Below are 23842 nucleotides of genomic sequence, written 5' to 3'. Positions count from 1 at the left end.
AAAGGAGCCGACTATTATGCGCCATCTGGATATCTATCAGGAAAGCCCATTCAAAAAATCAACATCGATCTATGATCAGAGCCGTGCAGATTTAGCGGTTTCATTCATTAACTGTTTGAAGCACACCAAGGGCCAATGGCATGGTCAGCCCTTTGAACTAATTGATTGGCAGGAACAGATTATCCGGGATGTCTTTGGCATCATTAAACCCAACCAGGCCAGACAGTTTAATACTGCTTATATTGAGATAGCTAAGAAGCAGGGGAAACAGCTGGCTCTTGATACAATTATTCCAACACCCAAGGGTTATACCACAATGGGTGAAATTTCTGTTGGGGATAGAGTTTTTGACGAGAAGGGTTCACCTTGCCATGTTGTTGCTAAAAGTAAGATTGATTTTTCTGAACAAGCCTATTGCATTACCTTTAAAGATGGTGAAGTGATTGAAGCCGGAGAAAACCATCAATGGGTAGGAGAGTCTACTTGCGGTAAATACAAGCAGTGTATCATGACAACCGGTGAAATTTTTCGCCTGCCCAACAATCATAAGCGAATTCATTTTAGAATACCGGTTGCTGATTGCATCAAAAACGACACGGCTGACTTGCCGATCGAACCCTATTTAATGGGTTACTGGCTTGGTAATGGCAATTCCGTTAAACCTGAAATCACCATTAAAACGGATGACGTCACAAAGGTGTTGAAAAATATAAGGCCCTTCTATGAAATTGCCAGTTCATGGAAAAATGTCGGGGATAGCCGAGTTTTTAGGATACCTGCACTCCGGTCAATCTTATTAAAGAGTTATCATGACAAAGTTATTCCGATTGATTATTTACGTGCTTCGAGAGAGCAAAGAATCCGACTGCTTTGTGGCCTGATGGATTCCGATGGGTCGATCAGTATCATCAAAGGCCAGGCAATTTATACTTCAACCGAAAAAGCTTTGTCAGAAAGCGTTAGCGAGCTGTTATGGAGTTTGGGTATTAAAAATGCGATTACTCTTGCACCTTCAACCCAAAGAAAAGACTGGAACCAAAAAAGCAAAAAATGTGGCCGGGTTGCTACCGGTGAAACCCTTTATTATGTAAAATTCACAGCTTTTAGCGATATGACAATCAGCGGATTGGATAGGAAACAAATCAATCGTGTCAATAGAAATCCCAGAACACGAAGTCACTTTAGATATATTGACAAAATTGAGCCGATTGCCAATACCGGCATGCAGTGCATACAAGTAGATAGCCCGTCTCATCAATATTTGGTGGGGCGTTCTTTTTTGCCAACACATAATAGTGAGCTGGCTGCTGCTGTTGCGCTTTTATTAACCTGCGGTGATTTCGAACATGGTGGTGAAATTTATGGTTGTGCTTCTGACAGGCAACAGGCATCAATTGTTTTTGATGTAGCCGTTGATATGGTGGAACAATGTCCAGCGCTTAAATCACGGATCAAGCCAGTACTTTCACAAAAGCGACTCATTTATAAACCGCTTGGAAACTTCTATCAGGTATTGTCAGCCGAGGCTTACACTAAGCATGGTTTGAATGTTCACGGGGTAGTCTTTGATGAGTTGCATGCACAACCCAATCGAAACCTTTATGATGTTATGCTTCACGGATCCGGCGATGCCAGGAAACAACCCCTATATTTTTTAATTACTACGGCTGGAACAGATCGCCATTCCATTTGTTGGGAGGTCCATCAGAAGGCTGAAGATATTCTGGCTGGAAGAAAGATTGACCCAACCTTTTATCCGGTTATCTACGGTGCTGGTGAAAACGAGGACTGGACGGATCCAAAAGTCTGGGAAAAAGCCAATCCATCAATGGGGATTACGGTTGATATTGAAAAAATCCAAATTGCCTGTGAAAATGCTAAAGCTAATCCGGCTGAAGAAAATCTTTTCAGGCAGCTTCGTCTTAACCAATGGGTTAAGCAGTCCGTTAGATGGATGCCGATGGAGAAATGGGACTTGTGCGATGAAGAAATTGATCCAGATGAGCTACTGGGCAGAGAATGCTATGGCGGTCTGGACCTGTCCAGCTCCATTGATATCACTGCATTTGTGTTAGTCTTTCCGCCAAAATATGATGGTGAAAAGTATGTGATACTGCCTTTCTTTTGGATCCCAGAAGAAAACATCGAACAACGAGTACGGCGAGATCATGTCCCTTATGATGTATGGGAAAAGCAGGGTTACATGCAAACCACCGAAGGCAATGTGGTTCATTACGGGTATATTGAAAACTTCATTGAAGAGCTGGGAACCAAGTATAACATTAGAGAAATAGCTTTTGACCGATGGGGAGCCGTTCAGATGGTTCAAAACCTTGAGGGACTAGGATTTACCGTTGTTCCTTTCGGACAGGGTTTTAAAGATATGTCGCCATCAACCAAAGAGCTAATGAAACTGACACTGGAGGGGAACCTCTCCCATGGCGGTCAACCCATTCTCAGGTGGATGATGGACAATATTTTTGTAAGAACTGATCCAGCTGGAAATATCAAACCAGATAAAGAAAAATCGACCGAGCGTATTGATGGGGCCGTGGCTACGATTATGGCACTGGATCGGGCGATTCGCTGTGGTGGTAATATTGGTGGCAGTGTTTATGATGAGAGGGGGATTTTCATTCTGTAGTTTGAAAATGTTGTCCTGAGATAAAGCATAAATGACGATCAATATTCTGCCTATAATCATTGACTTCTGCACAATTAGTTGGTAATATTGTGCAGAAAGAGAATTGATTGGGCAGAAAGGACTAGAAAATGAGAAAGTTTGATTACACAAAACTTCCAGATGAATTAATGCATTATGAGTTAATGAATTTAGTCTCAGCCATTCATGAATATAAAGGAAAGCAAGAATTGTTTATTGAAGCCAAACCTGATATTCTTGAGTCCATGCTGGAAATTGCAAAAATTCAAAGTACCGGTGCATCAAATCGAATAGAAGGTATTTATACTTCCGATGAACGTTTGGATGCTCTGGTTAAATTTAAGGCAGAACCACAAAATCGGTCGGAGCGAGAAATCGCTGGTTATCGAGAAGTGCTAAGTTTGATTCACGAAAATTATGATCACATTGTTCCAAATACAAACGTCATCTTACAGTTACACCGAGATTTGTATCATTTCAGTCCATCTTCAAGTGGCGGTAAATTCAAAAATTCAGATAATATTATTGCTGAGACTAATGCAATCGGCGAACGGAGAGTTCGATTTCAACCACTTTCTGCTTTTGAAACGCCGAATGCAATCGATCGTTTAACCGCGACTTTTATTGAAGCAATGAACACAGAAAAATATGATCCATTGCTTCTAATTCCAATGTTCGTGCTGGATTTTCTTTGCATCCACCCATTTAATGATGGAAATGGCCGATTAAGTCGATTACTAACCTTGCTTAATTTATATCGCTCAGGATACATTATCGGGAAATACTTAAGCATCGAAATGATTATTGAGAATACAAAAGAAACCTATTACGAGGCGCTCTATGACAGCTCAATTGGATGGCAGGAAGAAAATAACCGTTATTTTTCTTTTGTTAAGTACTATCTTGAAGTTATCTTGAGGGCTTATAAAGAGTTTTCAACCCGTGTTGAATTGATTCAAGATCGAAGCCTGACTAAACCGGAGCGAATCAGAAAACTATTTGATAATACCCTGCAAAAGCTGTCAAAGCGAATGATTTTAGAAAAATGTCCTGACATTAGCAAATCGACAGTTGAAACTGCGTTGGCATCCTTATTAAAAGAAGGATATATTATTAAAATTGGAGCTGGGAGGAATACGGCTTACATCCGTAATACCAATAAATAAAAATCGATACATCAGAATTATTAAACAAGTGCATCTCACATGAGGTGCTTTTTTAATGCCTATTTTTAAGGAGGAACTAATTGAGCCGATTAAGAGACCTATTCCATTCAAGAGATAAACCAAAGAATTATCTGGATAATAACCCCTTTAGTTTTTTCTTCGGCGGTACCACCGCTGGAAAAACAGTCAATGAACGAACTGCCATGCAGACGACCGCAGTATACTCGTGTGTACGAATCCTGGCTGAAACCATTGCCAGTCTGCCGCTTCACATTTTTGAGTATACGGATGATGGCAAAATAAAAGCCCCGAAACATCCCTTATACCGATTATTATATCAAGAACCAAACAATGAGATGACTTCTTTCGTGTTTCGAGAAACACTGATGAGTCATCTTTTATTATGGGGAAATGCCTATGCCCAGATCATTCGTGATGGCCGTGGACAGGTTGTGGGGCTGTATCCCTTATTACCGAGTAAAATGACGGTCGATCGAGCGGTCAATGGAGAGCTTTTCTACAAATATCAGAGTGACAAGGGAGATGTGGTGCTTAGAAAAGAAATGGTACTTCATATTCCGGGTCTTGGTTTCGATGGTCTCATTGGCTATTCACCGATTGCTATGGCCAAAAATGCTATCGGTATGGCCATTGCCACTGAAGAGTATGGGTCATCCTTCTTTGCCAACGGGGCCAATCCCGGAGGCGTGCTTGAACACCCGGGAGTGGTCAAAGATCCTAAGCGTGTAAGAGAAAGCTGGAACACTGTCTATCAAGGCAGCGGTAATGCCCACCGGATTGCTGTTTTAGAAGAAGGCATGCGCTTTACTTCGATCGGCATCCCACCGGAGCAAGCCCAGTTTCTGGAAACCCGGAAGTTTCAGATTAATGAAATCGCCCGGATTTTTAGAATCCCTCCGCATATGATTGGAGATCTGGAGAAGTCCAGTTTCTCAAATATTGAGCAGCAATCTCTTGAATTCGTGAAGTACACACTAGATCCCTGGGTGATCCGTTGGGAACAGTCCATGCAGAAAGCGCTACTCAGTGAAACGGATAAGCAGAAATACTTTATTCGTTTTTCTGTAGATGGGCTTTTACGTGGTGATTATGAATCCCGAATGGCTGGCTATGCGACAGGCCGACAAAACGGCTGGCTCTCGGCAAATGATATTAGAGAACTGGAAAACCTAAACCGTATCCCTGAAGATCTGGGCGGGGACTTATACCTGATTAACGGTGCCATGACAAAACTTCAAGATGCTGGTGCCTTTGCAAATATTGAAAGTGAGGAAACAAATGAAGAAATTCTGGAATTGGATTAAAAATGAAGATGAACAAAGAACCTTATATTTAAATGGGGCAATTGCGGAAGAAAGCTGGTTTGATGACGACGTGACCCCGCAGCAGTTTAAGAATGATCTGATGGCTGGCCAAAGTGATATTGATATCTGGATCAATAGTCCGGGTGGTGATTGCATAGCCGCCAGTCAGATCTACAACATGCTGATGGATTATAAGGGCAACGTCACGGTCAAAATTGATGGGATTGCAGCCAGCGCAGCATCAGTGATCGCCATGGCTGGGACAACAGTAAAAGTATCTCCAACCAGCCTGATGATGATCCACAATCCCTTAACAGTTGCGATTGGTGATAGCGCAGAAATGAAAAAAGCCATTCAGATGCTTGATGAAGTGAAGGAAAGTATCATCAATGCCTATGAATTAAAAACCGGCCAATCACGAGCGAAGCTCTCAAAGTTGATGGATGGTGAAACCTGGCTCAATGCCAATAAAGCACTGGAGCTTGGATTTGCTGATGAAATGCTCTTTGATGAGCGTGAGGTATACGAAAATGTCGAGAATTACAGCTTTTCAAGACAGGCAGTGACCAATTCCCTGATCGAAAAGCTGATCCCAAAACCACAAAAAGAAGTAGGAATACCGGTTGATATCTTTGAAAAAAGACTAAATTTAATCAAATAAATGGAGGAAACCATGAATAAAATTTTAGAATTACGTGAGAATCGAGCCAAAATCTGGGAAGCTGCAAAAATATTCCTGGATGATAAAAGAAATCAGGACGGCTTATTAGCTGCTGCTGATATTGAGGTCTATGAAAAAATGGAAACGGATGTGGTGAATCTGGGAAAAGAAATTGACCGCCTTGAGCGTCAACAGGCCATGGATCTTGAGTTTGCCAAGCCGATTAATACCCCAATTACCGAAAAACCTGCGGGACTGCCAGAGGCCAAAACTGGACGAGGTAGTGATGAGTATTCACAGTCATTTTGGAATGCCATGCGTAATAAAAGCCTGAGCTTTGAAATCTCTAACGCATTGCAAATTGGGAGCGACAGCGAAGGGGGATACTTGGTCCCTGATGAATTTGAGCGCACTCTGGTGGAAGGCTTGGAAGAAGAAAATATCTTTAGAACCCTAGCCAAGGTGATTACCACTGCCAGTGGTGATCGTAAAATTCCGGTCGTTGCTTCAAAAGGATCCGCATCGTGGATTGAAGAAGAAGGGGCAACTCCAGAGAGTGATGATTCTTTTGGACAGGTTTCCATCAGTGCTTATAAACTGGGAACATTGCTTAAAGTGTCTGAAGAGCTCCTGAATGATTCCATCTTTAACCTGGAATCCTACATCGCCAAGGAGTTTTCACGACGAATTGGGGCAAAGGAAGAAGAAGCTTTCTTTATTGGCGACGGCCTTGGTAAACCAACCGGGATTTTTAATGCGACAGGTGGCGCAGAGGAAGGGGTAACCGCTGCCAGCGCAACAGCCATCACCGTTGATGAGATCATGGATCTCTATTATTCGCTTAAATCCCCGTACCGAAAAAACGCAAACTTCATTTTAAATGATGCTACCATCAAAGCCATTCGAAAACTGAAAGACGGGAATGGCAATTATATCTGGCAACCATCAATCACCGCGGGTACACCGGATACCATTCTTAATAGCCCAGTTAAAACATCGTCTTATGTACCAACCATTGCAGCTGGCGCAAAGACTATCGCTTTCGGGGACTTTAGCTATTACTGGGTAGCCGATCGTCAGGGTCGTTCATTCAAACGACTTAATGAACTTTACGCAACTACTGGACAGGTTGGCTTTATGGCTACCCAGCGAGTGGACGGGAAACTGATTCTTCCTGAAGCCATTAAAGTCCTGAAACAGAAGGCGTAAGAAAATGAGCTATACAACTAAAAACTATACTGAACAGGGCGGCGAAAAGACCGTCATTGGCGGCACCCTTGAAATAAAAGAGGGTGCTCTTTTATTGGGAATGCCCCAGGCTGATTTTCAGGCAGACAGCAGCGCTACAACTGTCACTGAGCTGGTAACTGATTTTAATGCCCTACTTGCAAAACTAAAATCAGCCGGACTACTGAAAACGGAATAAGAATTGAGGTGGATGGATGCTGTTAGAAAAAGTTAAAGCCAATCTGATACTTGAACATGATGAAGATGATGCCCTGCTGGAAGAACTGATTCTGACAGCTGTTTCGTATGCAGAAAGCTATCAGAAAAAAGAAGATGGTTATTATTCACAAAACGATATGCATCCCACCACTGAGCGGGCGGTGATTATGTTGTCATCTCACTTTTATGAGAGTCGAGATGGCAGCACCGCCGGATTTTTTTCGGATAATGTGCAGGCCAGTAATCAAGTATGGATGGTTGTAAATCGGCTTTTGGATCTGAATAAAGACTGGAAGGTATAAGATGAGCTTTGGAAAAATGAATACCCGGATGGATCTGGTTACCCTTGAACCCATTAAAGATGAACAGGGCTTTGCAACAACGGCTGAAACTATCGTTGCTTCGGTTAGAGCTTACAAAGAAGATCGACATGGCAATGAAAGCTGGAAAAATCGGGCAATATTCTCGAAAGCCTCAGCGCTTTTTCGTTTCAGAGCTATTCCGAGTCTTACAGTGACAACCAGTATGATGATTACCTGTGAAAACAATCGATACAATATTATTTCAGTAGAAAATGTGAAAGGACGCGGGATGTATCTGGAAGTTCTTTGTGAAAAGGTGGAAGTAAGTGGCTAAGATTGAACTTAAAATGCCGGAAGATTTTTTATTAAAGGTTTCCAAACTAGCAGAAAGGACAGATGAAATTCTACCTAAAGTTTTAGAAGCAGGTTGTGAGGTCGTGCTTGAAAAAGTCAAACAAAACCTCAGTGCGGTTGTAGGCGATGAAGTCAAACAAAAAAGTCGAGCAACGGGGGAACTGGAAAAAGCACTGGGGATGTCTCCGGTCAAGAAAGATCATCAAGGGGATTACAACTTAAAAATCGGTTTTTCAGAACCTCGAACCGATGGCGAAAGCAATGCTAAGATCGCTAATATTTTGGAGTTCGGAAAAAGTGGGCAGACGCCTAAACCCTTTTTAAAACCAGCCAAATCCAAATCTCGTAAAGCCTGTATTGAAGCCATGAAGGCTAAACTTGAAAGCGAGGTGTCAAAACCGTGAATGCTCTGATAGAACTTAACCGAATTTTTAGTGACCTTAACATCTCGGCTGAAACCGGGAAATTTTCAAAGGAAGCCCCTTATGAATATCTGGTCGTTACGCCACTTACAGATGATTTCGCACTTTTCGGAGATGATAAGCCGCTTCGAACCATCGAGGAGGTGCGCATTTCTATCTTTAGTAAGGAGAATTACAATGCCCTTAAAAATCGGCTCATAAAAAGCTTGCTTGAAGCAGACTTTGTCATCACCAGTCGGCATTATGTCGGCCATGAAGATGACACCAACTATTATCATTATGCCATTGATGTGGCAAAAGACTATGAATTGGAGGAAAACTAATGGCACAAATTGGACTAAAATATCTCATTTGTTCTAAGCTAACAGAAACCGAATCTGCTGCTACCTATTCCGATGGCCGGGTAATGGCTTATGCCATTAAAGCTGAAATGAACATCGAGATTAATGAAGGGGTGCTGCGTGGTGATGATCGCATTATTGAAAATATCAAAGAATTCAAGTCCGGGAAACTGACCCTAAACGGCGATCATCTGGACTATGAAACAAGGGCTTTGATTCTTGGGCACACCCTGTCAACCATTGATTCAACGACCAATAAGCAATTGACCTCAAAAGGATCAGATGATGGATCTTTTGTCGGAGTTGGTTTTTATGCTACTAGTATTAAAAATAATGTTCGTGGCTTTCGAGCCATCTGGCTGACTAAAGTGAAGTTTGGTGTGCCTTCAGAAAGTATGGAAACCCGTGGAGAATCCATTAACTTTCAGACACCGACTATTGAAGGTACCATCTCAACCAATGTTTTGGATGTCTGGAAAGAAGAAGCAACCTTTCCAACGGAAGCTGAAGCCAAAACCTGGCTGGATACTATGGCGAGTATTGGAGGAACTGAAGGATGATAAATGATGATCGAAGCGCAGTAGTTAGAATTGGCGGTGTTGACTATCCGTTGACGTTTACCACTAAGGCAACCAAGGAAATCGCTAAACGCTATGGTGGTCTTGCAAATCTCGGTGAGACCCTGATGAAATCAGAAAACTTTGAGATGGCATTGGATGAAGTGATTTGGCTCATCACCTTGCTGGCCAATCAGAGTATCCTGATTCACAATCTTCAAAATGAAGAAAAGAAATCCTTGCTGATCGAAGAAACGGTTGAACTACTAACGACACCGCTGGAACTTTCTGATTATAAAAATGCAATTACACAAGCCATGGTTAAAGGCACCACACGAAATATCGAAAGCGAAACACCGATAGCGGATGGTGGACAATTAAAAAACGCCAAAGTCGAGTAGATGATGAAGTTTTATTTACTCGACTTTTATATTATGGGACGGTGCATCTCAATCGGACTGAATATGAAGTCTGGCTCATGCCTTTGGGGGAGCTTCTGGATTTGTGGACCTGTCATAAACAGTTTCTGGGGATTGAAAAGCCACAACGAGAATGGACCATTGATGAGATTATTCCAGAAATTTGATGCACTGACCGTTTAAAAGATGGTTTCATGTAGCAGTTTTTATGTCTGAAATCAGGAGAAGGGAGGTTAACTTTTCTTATGGGTAATGAAAAATTTGGCCTGCGTATAGGCATTGAAGGGGAACGTGAGTTTAAAAATTCTTTACAGGATATCAATCGAACCTTCAAAGTTTTAGGCAGCGAAATGAAACTGGTGGAGTCCCAATTTGACAAACAAGATCAGAGCCTTGAAGCAGTAACTGCCAGAAATGAGCAGTTAAACAAAGCGATTGATGCCCAGAAGGACAAGATCAAAACCCTTGAAAAGGCACTTGATAATGCCGCCACCTCCTTTGGTGAAAATGATCGCCGGACACAAAACTGGGTGATTCAGCTTAACAATGCCAAGGCCCATCTCAATAAGCTTGAAAATGAAGTCAACAAAAATGAAAAAGCCCTGGATGGACTTGAAGATGGGTTTAATGATGCCGAACGCCAAGCTGGTCAATTTGAAAAGGCCATTGACCGGGCAGGCGATCAGGCCGATAATTCTTCAAATAAATTTAGCTCTCTTAGCGGAATCCTAAAAGGGGTTGGCATTGCCATGGGATCCGCCTTTGTCGCCGTTGGTGCAGCGGCTGTTTCTTCTGCCAAATCCCTGACGGATATGACTGTCGGTGCTGCTGCTTATGCCGATGAAATGATCACTACTTCTACTGTTGCCGGGGTATCGGTTGAGAGCCTTCAGGCTTATCAGTATGCGGCCGAACTGGTAGATGTTTCCATGGAAACTTTGACCGGATCCATGGCCAAACAAATCAGGTCCATGGCATCTGCTCGTGATGGTTCTGTCGATATGATTGCCGCTTACGAACGTTTGGGTGTTTCTGTATCAAACGCCGATGGGACGCTTCGAAACGGTGAGGATGTCTATTGGGAAACCATCGATGCGCTTGGCCGAATGGAAGAAGGCGCTGAGCGTGATGCTCTGGCTATGGAGATTTTTGGACGATCCGCCCAGGAATTAAATCCCCTGATTGCACAAGGCTCAGCAGGCATTGCTGAACTAACCGATGAAGCCAAACAGATGGGGGCCGTGATGAGTGATGAAACCATTGCTCAACTTGGTAAATTTGATGACACTCTGCAGCGCCTGAACGCTGGTAGTTCAGCTGCCAAAAATGCGCTGGGGACAGTTCTACTTCCACAGCTACAACTGCTTGCTGATGATGGCGTAACCTTACTGGGAGAATTTACCAAAGGCCTCCAGGAGGCAGGCGGCGATTTTGATAAAATTTCTGAAGTCATTGGTGAAACAGTCGGCGGGCTGGCAAACATGGTTCTTCAAAATATGCCGCAAGTCATTCAGGTTGGTATGGAGATTGTGGGTTCAATTGGTGGGGCAATGCTTGAGAACCTGCCAATGCTTATTGATACCGCCAATCAACTTATTTTTACATTACTCGAAGGTTTATTGTCAGCTCTTCCACAGCTAACGGATGGGGCTCTTCAACTGGTGCTTGCACTGGTTCAGGGAATTCTTGATAACCTGCCAGCTATTCTAGAAAGTGCTATGGTGATGGTAGCAACACTGATTGAAGGGATTGCTCAGGCCCTTCCGGAGCTGGTACCTGAGATTGTTGAGTGTGTGATGCTGATGGCCCAAACCCTGATTGATAATGCTGGCTTACTGCTTGATGCCGCCTTAGCACTCATCACTGGTTTGGCGCAAGGACTGATTAATGCCTTGCCGGTTTTAATTGAAGCCCTGCCGCAACTGATAGAATCCTTCATCAACTATTTTGTCTCCAATCTTCCACTGGTCATTGAAACCGGAATTAACCTGATCATCGCCTTAATTACAGGCCTGATTGCGGCCATTCCTAAACTGATCGAAGCCCTGCCGCAGATCATCATTGCTCTGGTGAGAGGGTTTGGTCAGGCAGCTGAAGCCATTTATGATGTAGGAATTAACCTGGTTAAAGGTTTATGGAACGGGATTGTTTCAATGGGACAGTGGATTAAAGAAAAAGTAAAAGGTTTCTTTGGTGGTGTGGTTGACAATGTCAAAGATCTTTTAGGGATTCATTCTCCGTCAACCGTCTTTGAGGACATTGGTGAAAACATGGGAGCGGGTGTAGGAGTCGGTTTTGTCAATGCTATGGATAAAGTTGCAACTGATATGCTTCAGGCCGTTCCGACGACATTGGATGTCAATATGCAAACTGGATCAAGCAGGTCAAGCAGTCAGGCAATTGGAGCGACCGGCGAAGGGAGTGTTCCACCCATCTATATTTACACAACAGTCGAACTGGATAAAAAAGCCGTAGGTCATTCTTTGACCCCAATTGTTTCTAAAGATCTGGCTTTTAGTTTACGGGGAGGTAAAATCTGATGGCTGTTTGTGAAATTGAAAATAGTAGTGGTGCTGTTTTATTGGAAAGTTTCAACGCGTCCTACGCCAGTTCCCAATATTCACCGGGTGATTACAAACCTTCATACTTCTGGCCAGAAAATGCAGACCTTCCAATCTACTTTGATTCAAAAGAAGATTTCAGTCAGCTGACATTGGTCTGTTATTTTAAAAATGCCAAACTCACGGACATCGAATTGCTTAAAAAGGCCCTTAAGAAATGTGTGATCACCATTAATAATCATTTGCTTGATGGCAGGCAGTTTGATTGTATGTTAATTGGAACGTAGATATCAGCCATCTCCGCATTTCATTACAGTGTGATTTTTACATTTGATTGCCTAATACTGTCAGTGACCTAAAGGAGCAATTAATGAATCTATATAATCAAAGCGGTCTCTTAATTGGAGAATTAAGCCAATATAGAGAATTGTATCTCACTGAACTTCTGGAAACCGGGCAAGATACCTTGTCTTTTGAAATTTATGTCAGACACCCGTTTTATAAATATCTGGTTGAAGAAAATCTGATTCTGACTGACGATAACCGTTATGTAATCAAAAGTATTGATGAACGCGGCCAAACCACCATTATCGGTTGTCAGCTGGATTTATCCGATCTTTCGGTTGATGGTTATTATCAGTTTCTGATTGAAGATGCGACTTTATCAATGGTCTTAAGCCAAGTTTTGGGAAGTCTGGGTTGGAGTTTTACCGGGGCATCCAGTATTACGACTGTTTTAAATTTTTCATTTGAATCCGGAACAACCCTGGAACTGCTTGAGCAGGTAGAAAAGTCCTATGGAGTTATTTTTAGATATAACTGTATAACGAGAAACATTCAGGTTACTACCATTTCGGGATACAGCAACAAAGGCGTTTATTTCTCCGATGAATTAAACGTCAAGGAATGTGAGCTGAGAGGGGATAGCTGTGATCTGGTAACCCGCTTGTATGCTTTTGGCAAAGAAGGGCTCACCTTTGAAGAGATTAACTCCGGCCGCGCTTATGTCGACAATTTCCAGTACACCTCTAAAGTAATCACACAGGTCTGGGTCGATACGCGTTATGAAATAGCGGAGGAACTCTTGGTTGCGGCTACTAAAAAGATAGAAGCTTTATCAATTCCTAACCGCGTTTATACCGCATCAGTTGTAGATTTGGCCAGTCTCTTGCCAGATCAATATGGAGATTTATCTATCTCCATTGGCGATAAGGTAACGCTGATTGACCGGATTCGAGAAATAGAAATCGAACACCAGATTGTAAAGCTAATCACTTATCCGGATTCCCCCGAAAAGAATGTAGCGGAGTTAGGCCGGATTGCCACTGATTTTGAATCGACTATCACTAAGCTCAAAAATGAAGAAATCAAAGAAGTCGTGGATGATACTGTGCCTGAAGCAGTTGATACTTATATTTCGGAACATTACGGCCAATGGGTCTGTGTAGAAGAATATCCTGACGTGATGGAAGACAATACCCTGTATTTAAAATACGTTTCTGAGTGAGGTCCTGATGGGAATACGCTATAACAACCGTGAAATTGAAAGCCTATATGCCAATGTTCATAATATTATTGAAGCCATGATTAATGGGCGGATTGTCTGGCCAGAAGAAGAATATCACTGGCAGCCAAATGCGGATATGATCTGGGCCAGAAGCCAGTGGGAAGCATTGTCAGGCGGTCAAACCGGTTATCTCAGAATGCACTATTCTACAGATCTGATTAGTGACATATTTTTCGATGTAGGAACGGTCGTTACTTCGGATGGTTCTACATATGAGCTTAATTGGGATAATGTACCTGCTGATCATATTTGGGATTATTCAAATAGCCGTCAAAGTGAAGTATATCCCGAGAAAAAAGTTGTCTGGACGATGTTTTTTCCAGCCGAATCATATGTGTATCTTCATGAACTTGAAACCGGTGAAAGTTATTTTTGCTTTGATGGGATTGATTTCGAGTGGACAAGCTTGATATGGACTGATATTGCCTATTTTGATTTGTTAAACGGTGCAACACCGTATTTTGATTCGAGCTTAGATGCATATCCGAGAGGATTTTTTCTTGGTTGTGAAAAACTCCAAGCTATTCCCAAAGAATTTAATTTTAAGCTAAGCGCCTATCGAATAGAAGCTATTTTTTCAGGATGTTATTCATTGATTTCTGTTCCTTATCTAGATTTAGAAAATGCTTATTTGGGAATAGGAATGTTTGATTCCACAAGTAAACTAAGAGAACTCAATTTAGTCAATATAAATGTAGCAATTGATTTGACTCCCTGCCCAAACTTAACAAAAGCCAGTTTAATAAATGTCCTCCATGGATTAATGGATCGAACCGGACAGGAAACACTGCAAATCGGATTTGGAGCAACTAATCTTTTAAAACTTACACAGAGTGATTTGAATATAGCTACAATTAAAAACTGGAAAGTTGTAGAAACTGTTACTGAATGGCCGGAATGGCCGGAATATTAAATGGATAATGGAGGTTGATGAAAATGAAAATATATAAAATCTCAGTCAAAGATAAAGCACTTTTTTATGATGCCATTCGTATCAGTCAGCATGATCATCAGGTTCAGTGTCTCGAGTTTTCGATCCCTTTAGTAAACGATGGACTCAATGTTGAAGACTTTAATATCCATGTCGAGACTCAGATTGGCAGCCATACTGACCGGATTCTGATGCAGCCAGAAATCTCAGATAATGTGATCATTTTTAATTGGCTTTTAACTGCTACGGTTACTCAATTTTCAGGACGCTTGGCATTTGAAATCCAGTTGGAAGGTAAAACAGATCCTGACATTTCAGTCTGGCAAAGTGCAAAGGGCTTGATTCAAATAACACAATCCATTAATGGCGAATCACAAGAACTTATCGGTCCGTCCTTGCTGACCCAATGGGAACAGCAGATGGTAAGCCTTTCTGAAACTGCAGAACAAGCTAGTAAAGAAGCACTCCAAATTGTAGAGCGCGCCGATGCTGGAGAATTTGTGGGTGAAAAGGGCGATGCTGGTCCACGGGGGGTACCTGGTGAGCCTGGTCCTCAAGGGAATCCTGGAATTCAGGGATTAACAGGCGCTACCGGGCCACCAGGAGCTGCTGGTGTACAAGGTCCTAAAGGCGATCAGGGAGAGACCGGTATTCAAGGCTCCATAGGTCCAAAAGGTGACAAAGGTGACAACGGTGATCAAGGAGATCCCGGTATCCAAGGGACTGCGGGTGAAAAAGGTGAACAGGGGATTCAGGGACCACAGGGTCTAACCGGAGAAACTGGTCCGCAAGGTGTACCGGGGATTCAAGGCCCAAAAGGGGATCAAGGCGAGCCTGGTGTTCAAGGTCCTGTTGGTGAAAAAGGTGACCAAGGAATTCAAGGACTAACCGGTGAAACTGGTCCGCAGGGTGAAACAGGCTTACAAGGTCCAAAAGGAGATCAAGGAGATCCGGGTGTTCAAGGTCCTACTGGTGAAAAAGGTGATCAGGGAATTCAAGGCTTAACTGGTGAGACTGGACCACAAGGTGAAACCGGATTACAGGGGCCGAAAGGAGATCAAGGCGATCCTGGGATTCAAGGCCCTGCTGGTGAAAAAGGCGAGCAAGGACTTCAGGGATTGACTGGTGATACAGGTCCGCAAGGTGAAGCTGGCCTTCAGGGGCCGAAAGGAGATCAAGGCGATCCTGGGATTCAAGGCCCTGCCGGTGAACAAGGTGTGCAAGGCGAACAGGGTCTTCAAGGATTAACAGGAGAAGCTGGCCCGCAGGGTGAAACAGGTTTGCAAGGACTGAAAGGAGATCAAGGTGATACCGGACCAGCAGGTTATTCGCCGGTCAAAGGTGTCGACTATTTCACTGAGGAGGACAAGGCTGAATGGTTTGACCCACTTGGCACCAGACTTTCTACAGTTGAATCGGGTCTTGAAACTATGACAAGTCAAATTGGAACACTCAACGACCAACTGGAGGAGGCATTGAATGGCGAGTAATACCTTAAGTCAAAATATTAATCAGGTAATTACTGATCTTTCAAATATTAAAACATCACTAATTGGAAAAGGCCAGTCCATTCCTGTTGGAACACCTGTAAGCAGCTATTCTGGAATCATTGACAGCTTACAGATCGGTACCAATGCCAGCGCTGAATTTAATATGCATTTTGGTGATACTGCGCCGGAAGATCTGACAAAGCTGTGGGTTAAAACTTCTCTTCCACCCAATATTATTATTAATACCGATATCAGTACCGTTTTAAATGAAGCAACACTGGTTAATCCTGTAGCCACAGCAGATAGTGTGATTTGCAGTGGACGGAATTTAAGTGCAGAAAGAATTGATGAAAAAGTCTATCTTTTCGGTGGATATGATGAGAGTCCAGAAATTCTAATCTATGATTTGATTACGTGTCTGACGACTTCAACCGGTGTCAATATGCCAACTGATAGAATTTATCAGCACGCGACTGGGCGAATAGATAATGAAATTTATCTGATCGGTGGCCGGAATTCTTCTGGTGTTACCAATAAAATTTATTGTTTTGATGTGATCGCAAACACTTTAAGCGATATCGGATTAACCGTAACGCTTAATAAAGGATACGGTTACCACGGTTTTGGCTATGCTGCTGTTGGGACAAAAATCTATTTCTTTGGAGGCTATCAGACCACAAGTTCCTCCTCAATAGTTGATACTGCCTTTTGCTTTGATATGGAAACCAGAGTGTTTTCTGATATTACGGACTGGCCATATGGAGACAGCGCCTTAATGTCCTGCGTTGTGATCGGAACAGATATTTTTATCTGTGGCGGCTATGGCACGACTTCTACCAAAATTGTTAAATATGATACATTAACTGGGGCCTATCTGACTGTAGCAACAATGCCTGCAAGCATTATTTATTGTCAGGCGGTCAGTATTGGAACAGATATTTATGTATTTTATGAATATGGCATTTATAAATTTGATTCGGTCACAAGCGAAGTGACAACCATTACGACAGCGAGTGTTCAGCGATATCGACAAGGTTTTATGCTTTCATATGGGTCAGATGTTTTTTCATTTGGCGGAAACTACCTGACCAATCAGGTCCTTAAAATGGCTTGTGATATCGAACTTGAGCAGAACCATCTGCAGATTGCAAGTCTACGCTCTGGTCAAAGGATTGAGTTATTTAATCAAAATGGGATTGAGCTCAAAATGCCAGTATCAGATGTGTTTAAAGGTGATTCGAACAATTTGGCTCAAAAAGTAGAAGCCTACTATTATGATAATGACCAGTGGAATTTAATATAAGAACCTTAGGGTTCTTTTTTAAATATAGAAAATAATTTTAAGGAGAACGAAAATGGAATATTTAGAAAAGATGAAAGTTGTTGTCGTGCTGGCCTTTACTGCCTTATCCGGTTGGCTTGGAATTCTTGCTATCCCGGTTTTGTTGTTGTTTGTCCTCGCATCATTTGATTATGTAACCGGATTGATGGCAGCAAAGTATCGGGGAGACAAGGTTTCTAGTTATAAAGGATTTCGAGGAATCATGAAAAAGGTTTGTTTATTTTATCTGATTGCTGTTGGTGCGATTCTAGATTATACGCTTCTTTATGCCAGTCAGTATATTGGTGTCGATGCACACGTTAATTTTGTCATCGCATCCTTTGTGGCTGTCTGGCTCATTTGCAATGAAATCATCAGCATTCTAGAAAATATGAAAGATATGAATGTCAAATTCCCGGCCTTTCTAGAAAAACTGACCCAGAATATTCGTACTCAGATGGAGAATGAAACTGGTGCCAAAACAATTGATGAAAATGAAGACGGTGAAGATAATACAAAGTAATATCGTTTTAGGAGGTTGTGATAACTAAATCACTGCCTTCTTTTTTTATTGGAGGCTTATGATGACAAATGAACAAAAGGACCAAATTCATGAACTACGTATTCTAGGAATGAGTTATTCAAAGATTGCAAATGATCTTAATCTTTCTGAGAATACTGTTAAATCTTATTGTCGGCGACATAATTTAGGAAAAGAGATGCTCAAAAAGGCTACGGGCGTTCTGGAAGAAAAAGACATCTGCAAACAGTGTGGTAAACCATTCAAACAGGAATCCAAAGGCAGGCATAAAAAGTTTTGCTCTGAAAGCTGTCGACGACTCTGGTGGAAAACCAATGAGTCACAGATCAAGAGCAAATCCTATTATTCTCAGGTTTGTCAAGAATGCGGAAAAACCTTTAAAAGCTATGGAAACACTAAACGTAAATTTTGCAGTCATGACTGTTATATCAAACATCGATTTGGAGAAAGGCCAGGTAATTAATGACAAAGGATCAATTGGCACAAGAAAAGAATTATCACATTTCAATGAGTATTTCAAAAGCATTGTTGTCCCAAGGACTGCTTACCGATGATGAATTCAAACAGATAAAAGAGTTGTTATTAGAAAAATATTGTCCCATCATTTCCAGCTTATAATGGCTTAATAACTTGATTTGTATCAACATTCGAGGTAACATCACAGCTGGGAAGGAGTGGAATAATGCGAAAAATTATTAAAATTGAACCATCGGTGTTAAAGCTGCCAGACAAAAAACGGGTAGCTGCTTATGCCAGAGTCAGTAGCGGAAAAGATGCAATGCTTCATTCATTGTCTGCTCAGATCAGTCACTACAGTGAATTCATACAAAACCATCCAGGCTGGGAGTACGTCGGTGTTTATGCAGATGAAGCCGCAACTGGAACCAAGGATAAGCGAGCAGAATTTCAAAAGCTTTTAGCTGATTGCAGGAATCATAAGATTGACCTGATCATTACCAAGTCAATCTCACGATTCGCCAGAAATACACTGACCCTTTTGGAAGTAGTCCGGGAGCTCACAAGCCTTGGCATTGAAGTTTATTTTGAAAAAGAAAATATTTATAGTTTAAGCGGGGATGGAGAGTTAATGCTCACTATCCTCGCTTCTTTTGCGCAGGCGGAAAGTCTACAGGTTAGCGAGAACTGCAAATGGCGCATCAGAAAGGGCTTTCAAGAAGGCGAATTGGTTAATCTTCGATTCATGTATGGTTACCGGATTAGTAAGAATGGCATTGAGATTAATGAAGAACAGGCTGAAATAGTACGCATGATTTATGATGACTACCTGAGTGGTATGGGCTTCAATCTGATTGCTAAGAAACTCAGAGAAATGGATGTTGAAAAACTTAGAGGTGGAATATGGACACCTGAGAGAGTTGGTGAAATATTAAAAAACGAGAAATTTTCTGGAAACTCGCTTGCCCAGAAAAAATATGTTTCAGACCACTTATCTAAAAAACTCGTCACCAATTGGGGGCAGCTACCAAAGTATTATGCTGAAAATACTCATCCAGCTATTATTGATCAAGAGACATTTGATAAAGCCCAAGAGATCCTTGCAAGCAGAAGAAAGTCTTCTGGGAAAAAGAAACGCCCCGTTTATCCCTTTACTCAAAAGATTATCTGCGATAAATGCGGCAAACATTACAACCGGAAAGTAACGCATGGCTACACCTATTGGAATTGCCGGACTTATTTGCACTTTGGAAAATCAGTATGCCATACCATTCAGATTCCAGAAGAGATTCTCATGGAGGTTTCTGCAGAAGTTTTGGGATTGGAAAATTTCGATGAGGTCGTCTTTAGCGAAAAGATTAAAGAAATACGAGTCCCTGAAGACTTCAAACTACTCTTTGTCTTTCATGATAACCAGATTTTAGAAAAAACCTGGAGTCATAAATCCAGAAAAGAAAGCTGGGATGAGAAGAAAAAACAGGAAGCCAGAGAACGACAAAGACTGATAATGGAAAGGGGGATGGCAAATTGAATGGTACAAGAAATGTAAGATCAGTAACGGTTATTCCGGCAACACCTGAGTTATTCAATCAGATTGAAGAAGTGACTTCCCGAAAAAAGCAGGTGGCTGCATACGCCAGAGTATCAACTAATCTAGAAGAACAACAAAGCAGTTTTGAAGCTCAACTTGATTATTACACGAAGTATATCAAAGGTAAGGAAGAGTGGGAATTTGTAGAAGTCTATACGGATGAGGGTATTTCAGCAACCAGTACCAAAAGACGAGATGGCTTCAACCGCATGATAAAAGATGCGCTGGAAGGAAAGATCGATTTGATTGTTACTAAATCAGTTTCACGGTTTGCCAGAAACACGGTTGACACGCTGACAAATGTTCGATTACTGAAAGAAAAAAACATCGAAATATACTTCGAGAAAGAAAATATTTATACCCTCGACAGCAAAGGGGAGCTATTAATCGCGATCATGTCAAGCTTGGCTCAAGACGAAAGCCGCTCAATTTCAGAAAACGTGACATGGGGGAAACGAAAGAGCTTTTCAGACGGAAATATTTCCCTACCTTACAAGAGTTTCCTAGGATATGTTAAAGGGGAGAATGGACTTCCGCAAATAGTTGAAGAAGAAGCAACGACCATTCGACTTATTTATAAGCTCTTTCTGGAAGGCTACACCCCTTCAGCTATTGCCAAACAGTTGATGGCATTAAAAATCCTTACTCCAACTAGAAGAGAAAAATGGTCAGTTTCAACGGTGATTAGCATTCTTAAAAACGAGAAGTACAAAGGCGATGCAATTTTGCAAAAACGCTACACGACAGACTTCTTGACTAAAAAAACGAAAACAAATGAAGGTGAAGTTCCCCAATATTATGTCGAAAACAGCCACCCTGCGATCATCCCCCCAGAAACATTTGGCCTGGTGCAGGAGGAATTTGACAGAAGAAAATCAAAAGGCGGTTATACGAGCAGCATGAGTTGCTTCTCCACTCGAATTATTTGTGGCGATTGTGGCAGCGCATATGGCAGTAAAGTCTGGCACGCTGGCAGTAAATATCAGCGTATTGTTTGGCAGTGCAATCACAAATTTAAACAAACGGTCAAATGTAGTACACCGCACTTGTACGATGAAACCATTAAAAAAATGTTCGTAGAAGTTATGAATCACCTCATCAAGAATAAAGCCGAGATTTTTGAGAATTACCGCCTTTTGATTGAGAAGCTAACCGATTCTCAGGACTTAAAAGAAGAACTGAAGCAAGTTGATGAAGAATGTAGCTCCATCGAAATGATGGTTGATGCCTTTGTCAACGAAAACACCCGGATTGCGATGGACCAAGATGAGTACCAGCGCCGCTATAACGCTTATGCTGAAAGTTATGATAAACTTCGCAATCGCCATATGGCATTATCCGAGGAAATCAGAAAACGGAAAGCCCGAAAAAGCCAGATTCATGCTTTTCTGGATATCCTAGAAAATCAAGAAGAACTACTCACAGAGTTTGATGAAACCCTCTGGCGACGGACGATTTTAGAGATGGTCGTTCTCTCCAATGAAGAAGTGAACTTCCGGTTTAAAGATGGCACGGAGATAAAATGGCCGATGAAAGGAAAATGCCATGGCTGAAACCCGAGAAGTTAAAACAATTACCAAAAGAAAGGGGATTGCTCATCACCAGCTCAAACGGGTCTGTGCCTATATTCGGGTATCGACCGGTCATGATCTGCAGCTGAATTCATTGGAGAACCAGGAGCAGTATTTCAAACGTCTAATCACTTCACTTCCGGATTACCAGTTTTGTGGTATCTATTCGGATGCTGGGGTATCCGGTGCCAAGAATGATCGACCAGGATTTAATGCCATGATGCAAGCGGCAAGAAATCAGGAAATTGATTTGATCATTACAAAAACTATTTCCCGGTTTGCCAGAAATACCATGTTTTTGCTTGAAACAATCCGTGAATTAAAACAACTTAACGTTGGTGTTGTTTTTGAAGAAAACCATATTAATACCCTTCATGCAGAAGGGGAGCTGATGCTGACTGTTCTCGGATCGCTTGCTGAAGCTGAGCGTAAATCGGTAAGCCAGAATATCAAGTGGTCCATTCAAAAGAACTACCAGGCTGGAAAAACGTTACATAATCCGGACCGTGTTTTTGGCTACACGACCGATAAAAATAGAAATCCAGTTATACAAGAAAATGAAGCTGATATTGTCAGATTGATTTTCAAAAGGTATCTGTCGGGAATTTCAGGTTATCAGATTGCAACAGATTTTAATGAAGAAAAAGTACCGATTGAATATAAACGAGTTTGGACTTCAGAAAGAATCCTTCGAGTGATTTCGAATGAAAAGTATATGGGGGATTGTCTTTTACAAAAATCATTTGTTGACGAAAAAGGCAGACAGCTGCGAAATAAAGGACAGCAAAATAAATATTATGTACATGATTGTTTTCCGCCCATCATCGACCAGGCAGACTGGCTAAAAGCGCAGGAATTAAGAAAAACTCGATCAAAAAAGACCTATCCATTTACAGGTAGGTTCATATGCCCTTATTGTCACCAGACTTTGATACGCGTCACGGGTTATGATAAACAAATCTTTTGGATTTGTAAAACCTATTTACAACAAGGAAAATCCGTATGTAAAGGCGTTCGGCCAAAGGAGAAGATTCTAATAGAACTTTTGGAAGACCAGAATTTATTAAATACTGAAATGCAAATAATTGTAGAGGAGCAGTCTCATGGAAAAAACCATCACCCAAAAACCAAGAAAGATTTTTCGCTTAGACCCATCAACAAAGAGAAATGAAGAAGTTGAATCTTGTGCAGATGGAGAACAAAAGAAGCTTCACGTCGCCGCTTATTGTCGGGTTTCCAGCGGAAGCAATGAACAGGCCACCAGTTATGCAGCTCAGGTTGATTATTATAATCGACTGCTGCAGGAAAATGAGGATTATATCTTTTCAGGGATTTATGCAGATGAAGGCATCTCGGGCACCAGTCTTAAGAAAAGAGAAGCCTTCAACCAAATGATGGCAGATGCCAGGGAGCACAAGTTCGAAATGATTATTACTAAGTCGGTTTCCCGGTTTGGACGAAATACTCTGGACTGTCTTAACAGCATCCGGGAACTGAGTGAGTTGGGGATTGATGTGTATTTTGAAAAAGAAAATATTCACACTAGCCAAAGTGAAGGTGAGGTATTACTGACTTTGATTTTAGCGGTTGCTCAAAATGAAAGCCAGACGCAATCGGACAATGTGAAGTGGGGGATTCATAAGCAGTATGAGCGGGGCAATATTAAAAGTATTCCCAGTGGAAAGTTTCTGGGTTACGACAAAGATGAAGACGGTAATCTGGTCATTAATCAAGAACAGGCGGTCATTGTCTGGCGCATTTATCAGGAATTTCTGGATGGCTATGGCTGTTATCAAATCGCAAAAAGACTAACCGAAGAAAAGGTCCCGATGGCTTATGGTGGAAAGGGCTGGTGTCCCAGTCATGTTAAAAAAGTATTGGTCAATGAGAAGTATAAAGGCGACACTCAGTTTCAAAAAACATACAATACTTGCTGTTTGACCAAGAAACGAGCCAAGAATCAAGGCGAATTACCAAAACCTTACGTTGAAGATACCCATCCAGCGATCATTGAAAAGCCAATCTGGGACCTAGTCCAGCTAGAATTTGTACGGCAGGAACAATACTGCCAGGATCATCATATCACAAATGGTCGATACCACAACGAGAGTGATCGATTTGGAGTGTTATCATAAAAGTGCAGTCCCAAATTGCAAGG

At 41.8% G+C, this 23842-nt stretch carries 26 protein-coding genes; all 26 read left to right on the top strand.

Features of this window, described 5'->3' with window-relative positions; genetic code table 11:
- Nucleotides 1-16: 16 nt before the first annotated feature.
- The 26 genes from Q5O24_07120 (at nt 17) to Q5O24_06995 (ending at nt 23819) form a co-directional block, all read left to right on the top strand.
- Nucleotides 17-2644: a terminase large subunit gene (locus Q5O24_07120; GenBank protein ID WKY49073.1), complete on the top strand. Its 2628-nt coding sequence runs from the start codon at nt 17-19 to the stop codon at nt 2642-2644.
- Between the two features lie 128 nt (nt 2645-2772).
- The gene (locus Q5O24_07115) at nt 2773-3828 is read left to right on the top strand and encodes a Fic family protein (GenBank protein ID WKY49072.1); all 1056 of its coding nucleotides are present in this window, start codon (nt 2773-2775) and stop codon (nt 3826-3828) included.
- 80 nt (nt 3829-3908) lie between these two features.
- Entirely contained in the window at nt 3909-5153 is a 1245-nt protein-coding gene (locus tag Q5O24_07110; protein WKY49071.1) for a phage portal protein, read from the top strand.
- Nucleotides 5128-5814: a Clp protease ClpP gene (locus tag Q5O24_07105; protein ID WKY49070.1), complete on the top strand. Its 687-nt coding sequence runs from the start codon at nt 5128-5130 to the stop codon at nt 5812-5814. The genes Q5O24_07110 and Q5O24_07105 overlap by 26 nt, the downstream gene beginning before the upstream one ends.
- A 12-nt stretch (nt 5815-5826) precedes the next feature.
- Nucleotides 5827-7023: a phage major capsid protein gene (locus tag Q5O24_07100; protein ID WKY49069.1), complete on the top strand. Its 1197-nt coding sequence runs from the start codon at nt 5827-5829 to the stop codon at nt 7021-7023.
- A 4-nt stretch (nt 7024-7027) separates the two neighbouring features.
- Nucleotides 7028-7240 (top strand): head fiber protein, encoded by a 213-nt coding sequence (locus Q5O24_07095; GenBank protein WKY49068.1) that lies wholly within the window; start codon nt 7028-7030, stop codon nt 7238-7240.
- A 16-nt stretch (nt 7241-7256) separates the two neighbouring features.
- The gene (locus Q5O24_07090) at nt 7257-7562 is read left to right on the top strand and encodes a head-tail connector protein (protein ID WKY49067.1); all 306 of its coding nucleotides are present in this window, start codon (nt 7257-7259) and stop codon (nt 7560-7562) included.
- A 1-nt stretch (nt 7563) separates the two neighbouring features.
- Entirely contained in the window at nt 7564-7896 is a 333-nt protein-coding gene (locus Q5O24_07085) for a head-tail adaptor protein (protein ID WKY49066.1), read from the top strand.
- Nucleotides 7889-8320 (top strand): HK97 gp10 family phage protein, encoded by a 432-nt coding sequence (locus Q5O24_07080; GenBank protein WKY49065.1) that lies wholly within the window; start codon nt 7889-7891, stop codon nt 8318-8320. Before Q5O24_07085 ends, Q5O24_07080 begins: the two co-directional genes overlap by 8 nt.
- Nucleotides 8317-8661, top strand: a complete 345-nt coding sequence (locus Q5O24_07075; protein ID WKY49064.1) for a hypothetical protein — start codon at nt 8317-8319, stop codon at nt 8659-8661. Before Q5O24_07080 ends, Q5O24_07075 begins: the two co-directional genes overlap by 4 nt.
- Nucleotides 8661-9239 (top strand): phage tail protein, encoded by a 579-nt coding sequence (locus tag Q5O24_07070; protein ID WKY49063.1) that lies wholly within the window; start codon nt 8661-8663, stop codon nt 9237-9239. Before Q5O24_07075 ends, Q5O24_07070 begins: the two co-directional genes overlap by 1 nt.
- On the top strand, nt 9236-9637 hold the full coding sequence (locus tag Q5O24_07065; GenBank protein WKY49062.1) for a hypothetical protein: 402 nt from the start codon (nt 9236-9238) through the stop codon (nt 9635-9637). The genes Q5O24_07070 and Q5O24_07065 overlap by 4 nt, the downstream gene beginning before the upstream one ends.
- A 41-nt stretch (nt 9638-9678) precedes the next feature.
- Nucleotides 9679-9822, top strand: coding sequence for a hypothetical protein (locus Q5O24_07060; protein WKY49061.1), 144 nt, complete (start codon nt 9679-9681; stop codon nt 9820-9822).
- 78 nt (nt 9823-9900) lie between these two features.
- Nucleotides 9901-12195, top strand: coding sequence for a phage tail protein (locus Q5O24_07055; protein WKY49060.1), 2295 nt, complete (start codon nt 9901-9903; stop codon nt 12193-12195).
- Nucleotides 12195-12503, top strand: a complete 309-nt coding sequence (locus tag Q5O24_07050; GenBank protein ID WKY49059.1) for a hypothetical protein — start codon at nt 12195-12197, stop codon at nt 12501-12503. Before Q5O24_07055 ends, Q5O24_07050 begins: the two co-directional genes overlap by 1 nt.
- 83 nt (nt 12504-12586) lie before the next feature.
- Nucleotides 12587-13723 carry a phage tail spike protein gene (locus tag Q5O24_07045; GenBank protein ID WKY49058.1) on the top strand — a complete coding sequence of 379 codons (1137 nt, stop codon included), beginning with the start codon at nt 12587-12589 and terminating at the stop codon, nt 13721-13723.
- Nucleotides 13724-13730: 7 nt separating this feature from the next.
- Nucleotides 13731-14696, top strand: coding sequence for a hypothetical protein (locus Q5O24_07040; protein WKY49057.1), 966 nt, complete (start codon nt 13731-13733; stop codon nt 14694-14696).
- Nucleotides 14697-14719: 23 nt separating this feature from the next.
- Nucleotides 14720-16204 carry a hypothetical protein gene (locus Q5O24_07035; protein ID WKY49056.1) on the top strand — a complete coding sequence of 495 codons (1485 nt, stop codon included), beginning with the start codon at nt 14720-14722 and terminating at the stop codon, nt 16202-16204.
- Nucleotides 16194-17507: a kelch repeat-containing protein gene (locus Q5O24_07030; GenBank protein ID WKY49055.1), complete on the top strand. Its 1314-nt coding sequence runs from the start codon at nt 16194-16196 to the stop codon at nt 17505-17507. Before Q5O24_07035 ends, Q5O24_07030 begins: the two co-directional genes overlap by 11 nt.
- Nucleotides 17508-17559: 52 nt before the next feature.
- Entirely contained in the window at nt 17560-18048 is a 489-nt protein-coding gene (locus tag Q5O24_07025; GenBank protein ID WKY49054.1) for a phage holin family protein, read from the top strand.
- 61 nt (nt 18049-18109) lie between these two features.
- Nucleotides 18110-18529: an RNA polymerase subunit sigma-70 gene (locus tag Q5O24_07020; protein WKY49053.1), complete on the top strand. Its 420-nt coding sequence runs from the start codon at nt 18110-18112 to the stop codon at nt 18527-18529.
- Nucleotides 18529-18684, top strand: coding sequence for a hypothetical protein (locus tag Q5O24_07015; GenBank protein ID WKY49052.1), 156 nt, complete (start codon nt 18529-18531; stop codon nt 18682-18684). Before Q5O24_07020 ends, Q5O24_07015 begins: the two co-directional genes overlap by 1 nt.
- Nucleotides 18685-18748: 64 nt before the next feature.
- On the top strand, nt 18749-20053 hold the full coding sequence (locus Q5O24_07010) for a recombinase family protein (GenBank protein WKY49051.1): 1305 nt from the start codon (nt 18749-18751) through the stop codon (nt 20051-20053).
- Nucleotides 20050-21666 carry a recombinase family protein gene (locus Q5O24_07005; GenBank protein WKY49050.1) on the top strand — a complete coding sequence of 539 codons (1617 nt, stop codon included), beginning with the start codon at nt 20050-20052 and terminating at the stop codon, nt 21664-21666. Before Q5O24_07010 ends, Q5O24_07005 begins: the two co-directional genes overlap by 4 nt.
- Nucleotides 21659-22855 (top strand): recombinase family protein, encoded by a 1197-nt coding sequence (locus Q5O24_07000; protein ID WKY49049.1) that lies wholly within the window; start codon nt 21659-21661, stop codon nt 22853-22855. The genes Q5O24_07005 and Q5O24_07000 overlap by 8 nt, the downstream gene beginning before the upstream one ends.
- A complete protein-coding gene (locus Q5O24_06995) occupies nt 22788-23819 on the top strand; it encodes a recombinase family protein (protein ID WKY49048.1) in 1032 nt (343 codons plus the stop codon). The genes Q5O24_07000 and Q5O24_06995 overlap by 68 nt, the downstream gene beginning before the upstream one ends.
- Nucleotides 23820-23842 lie beyond the last annotated feature (23 nt).

This window comes from Eubacteriaceae bacterium ES3, assembly GCA_030586155.1.
Taxonomy (GTDB): Bacteria; Bacillota; Clostridia; order Eubacteriales; family Eubacteriaceae; genus Acetobacterium.
This window is presented reverse-complemented; position numbering and strand designations above follow the sequence as displayed.

Coding starts and splice junctions, on each gene's coding strand:
- Q5O24_07120 (WKY49073.1), top strand. CDS start 17: ATGCGCCATCTGGATATCTATCAGGAAAGCCCATTCAAAAAATCAACA.
- Q5O24_07115 (WKY49072.1), top strand. CDS start 2,773: ATGAGAAAGTTTGATTACACAAAACTTCCAGATGAATTAATGCATTAT.
- Q5O24_07105 (WKY49070.1), top strand. CDS start 5,128: ATGAAGAAATTCTGGAATTGGATTAAAAATGAAGATGAACAAAGAACC.
- Q5O24_07100 (WKY49069.1), top strand. CDS start 5,827: ATGAATAAAATTTTAGAATTACGTGAGAATCGAGCCAAAATCTGGGAA.
- Q5O24_07095 (WKY49068.1), top strand. CDS start 7,028: ATGAGCTATACAACTAAAAACTATACTGAACAGGGCGGCGAAAAGACC.
- Q5O24_07090 (WKY49067.1), top strand. CDS start 7,257: ATGCTGTTAGAAAAAGTTAAAGCCAATCTGATACTTGAACATGATGAA.
- Q5O24_07085 (WKY49066.1), top strand. CDS start 7,564: ATGAGCTTTGGAAAAATGAATACCCGGATGGATCTGGTTACCCTTGAA.
- Q5O24_07070 (WKY49063.1), top strand. CDS start 8,661: ATGGCACAAATTGGACTAAAATATCTCATTTGTTCTAAGCTAACAGAA.
- Q5O24_07065 (WKY49062.1), top strand. CDS start 9,236: ATGATAAATGATGATCGAAGCGCAGTAGTTAGAATTGGCGGTGTTGAC.
- Q5O24_07055 (WKY49060.1), top strand. CDS start 9,901: ATGGGTAATGAAAAATTTGGCCTGCGTATAGGCATTGAAGGGGAACGT.
- Q5O24_07050 (WKY49059.1), top strand. CDS start 12,195: ATGGCTGTTTGTGAAATTGAAAATAGTAGTGGTGCTGTTTTATTGGAA.
- Q5O24_07045 (WKY49058.1), top strand. CDS start 12,587: ATGAATCTATATAATCAAAGCGGTCTCTTAATTGGAGAATTAAGCCAA.
- Q5O24_07040 (WKY49057.1), top strand. CDS start 13,731: ATGGGAATACGCTATAACAACCGTGAAATTGAAAGCCTATATGCCAAT.
- Q5O24_07035 (WKY49056.1), top strand. CDS start 14,720: ATGAAAATATATAAAATCTCAGTCAAAGATAAAGCACTTTTTTATGAT.
- Q5O24_07030 (WKY49055.1), top strand. CDS start 16,194: ATGGCGAGTAATACCTTAAGTCAAAATATTAATCAGGTAATTACTGAT.
- Q5O24_07025 (WKY49054.1), top strand. CDS start 17,560: ATGGAATATTTAGAAAAGATGAAAGTTGTTGTCGTGCTGGCCTTTACT.
- Q5O24_07020 (WKY49053.1), top strand. CDS start 18,110: ATGACAAATGAACAAAAGGACCAAATTCATGAACTACGTATTCTAGGA.
- Q5O24_07015 (WKY49052.1), top strand. CDS start 18,529: ATGACAAAGGATCAATTGGCACAAGAAAAGAATTATCACATTTCAATG.
- Q5O24_07010 (WKY49051.1), top strand. CDS start 18,749: ATGCGAAAAATTATTAAAATTGAACCATCGGTGTTAAAGCTGCCAGAC.
- Q5O24_07000 (WKY49049.1), top strand. CDS start 21,659: ATGGCTGAAACCCGAGAAGTTAAAACAATTACCAAAAGAAAGGGGATT.
- Q5O24_06995 (WKY49048.1), top strand. CDS start 22,788: ATGGAAAAAACCATCACCCAAAAACCAAGAAAGATTTTTCGCTTAGAC.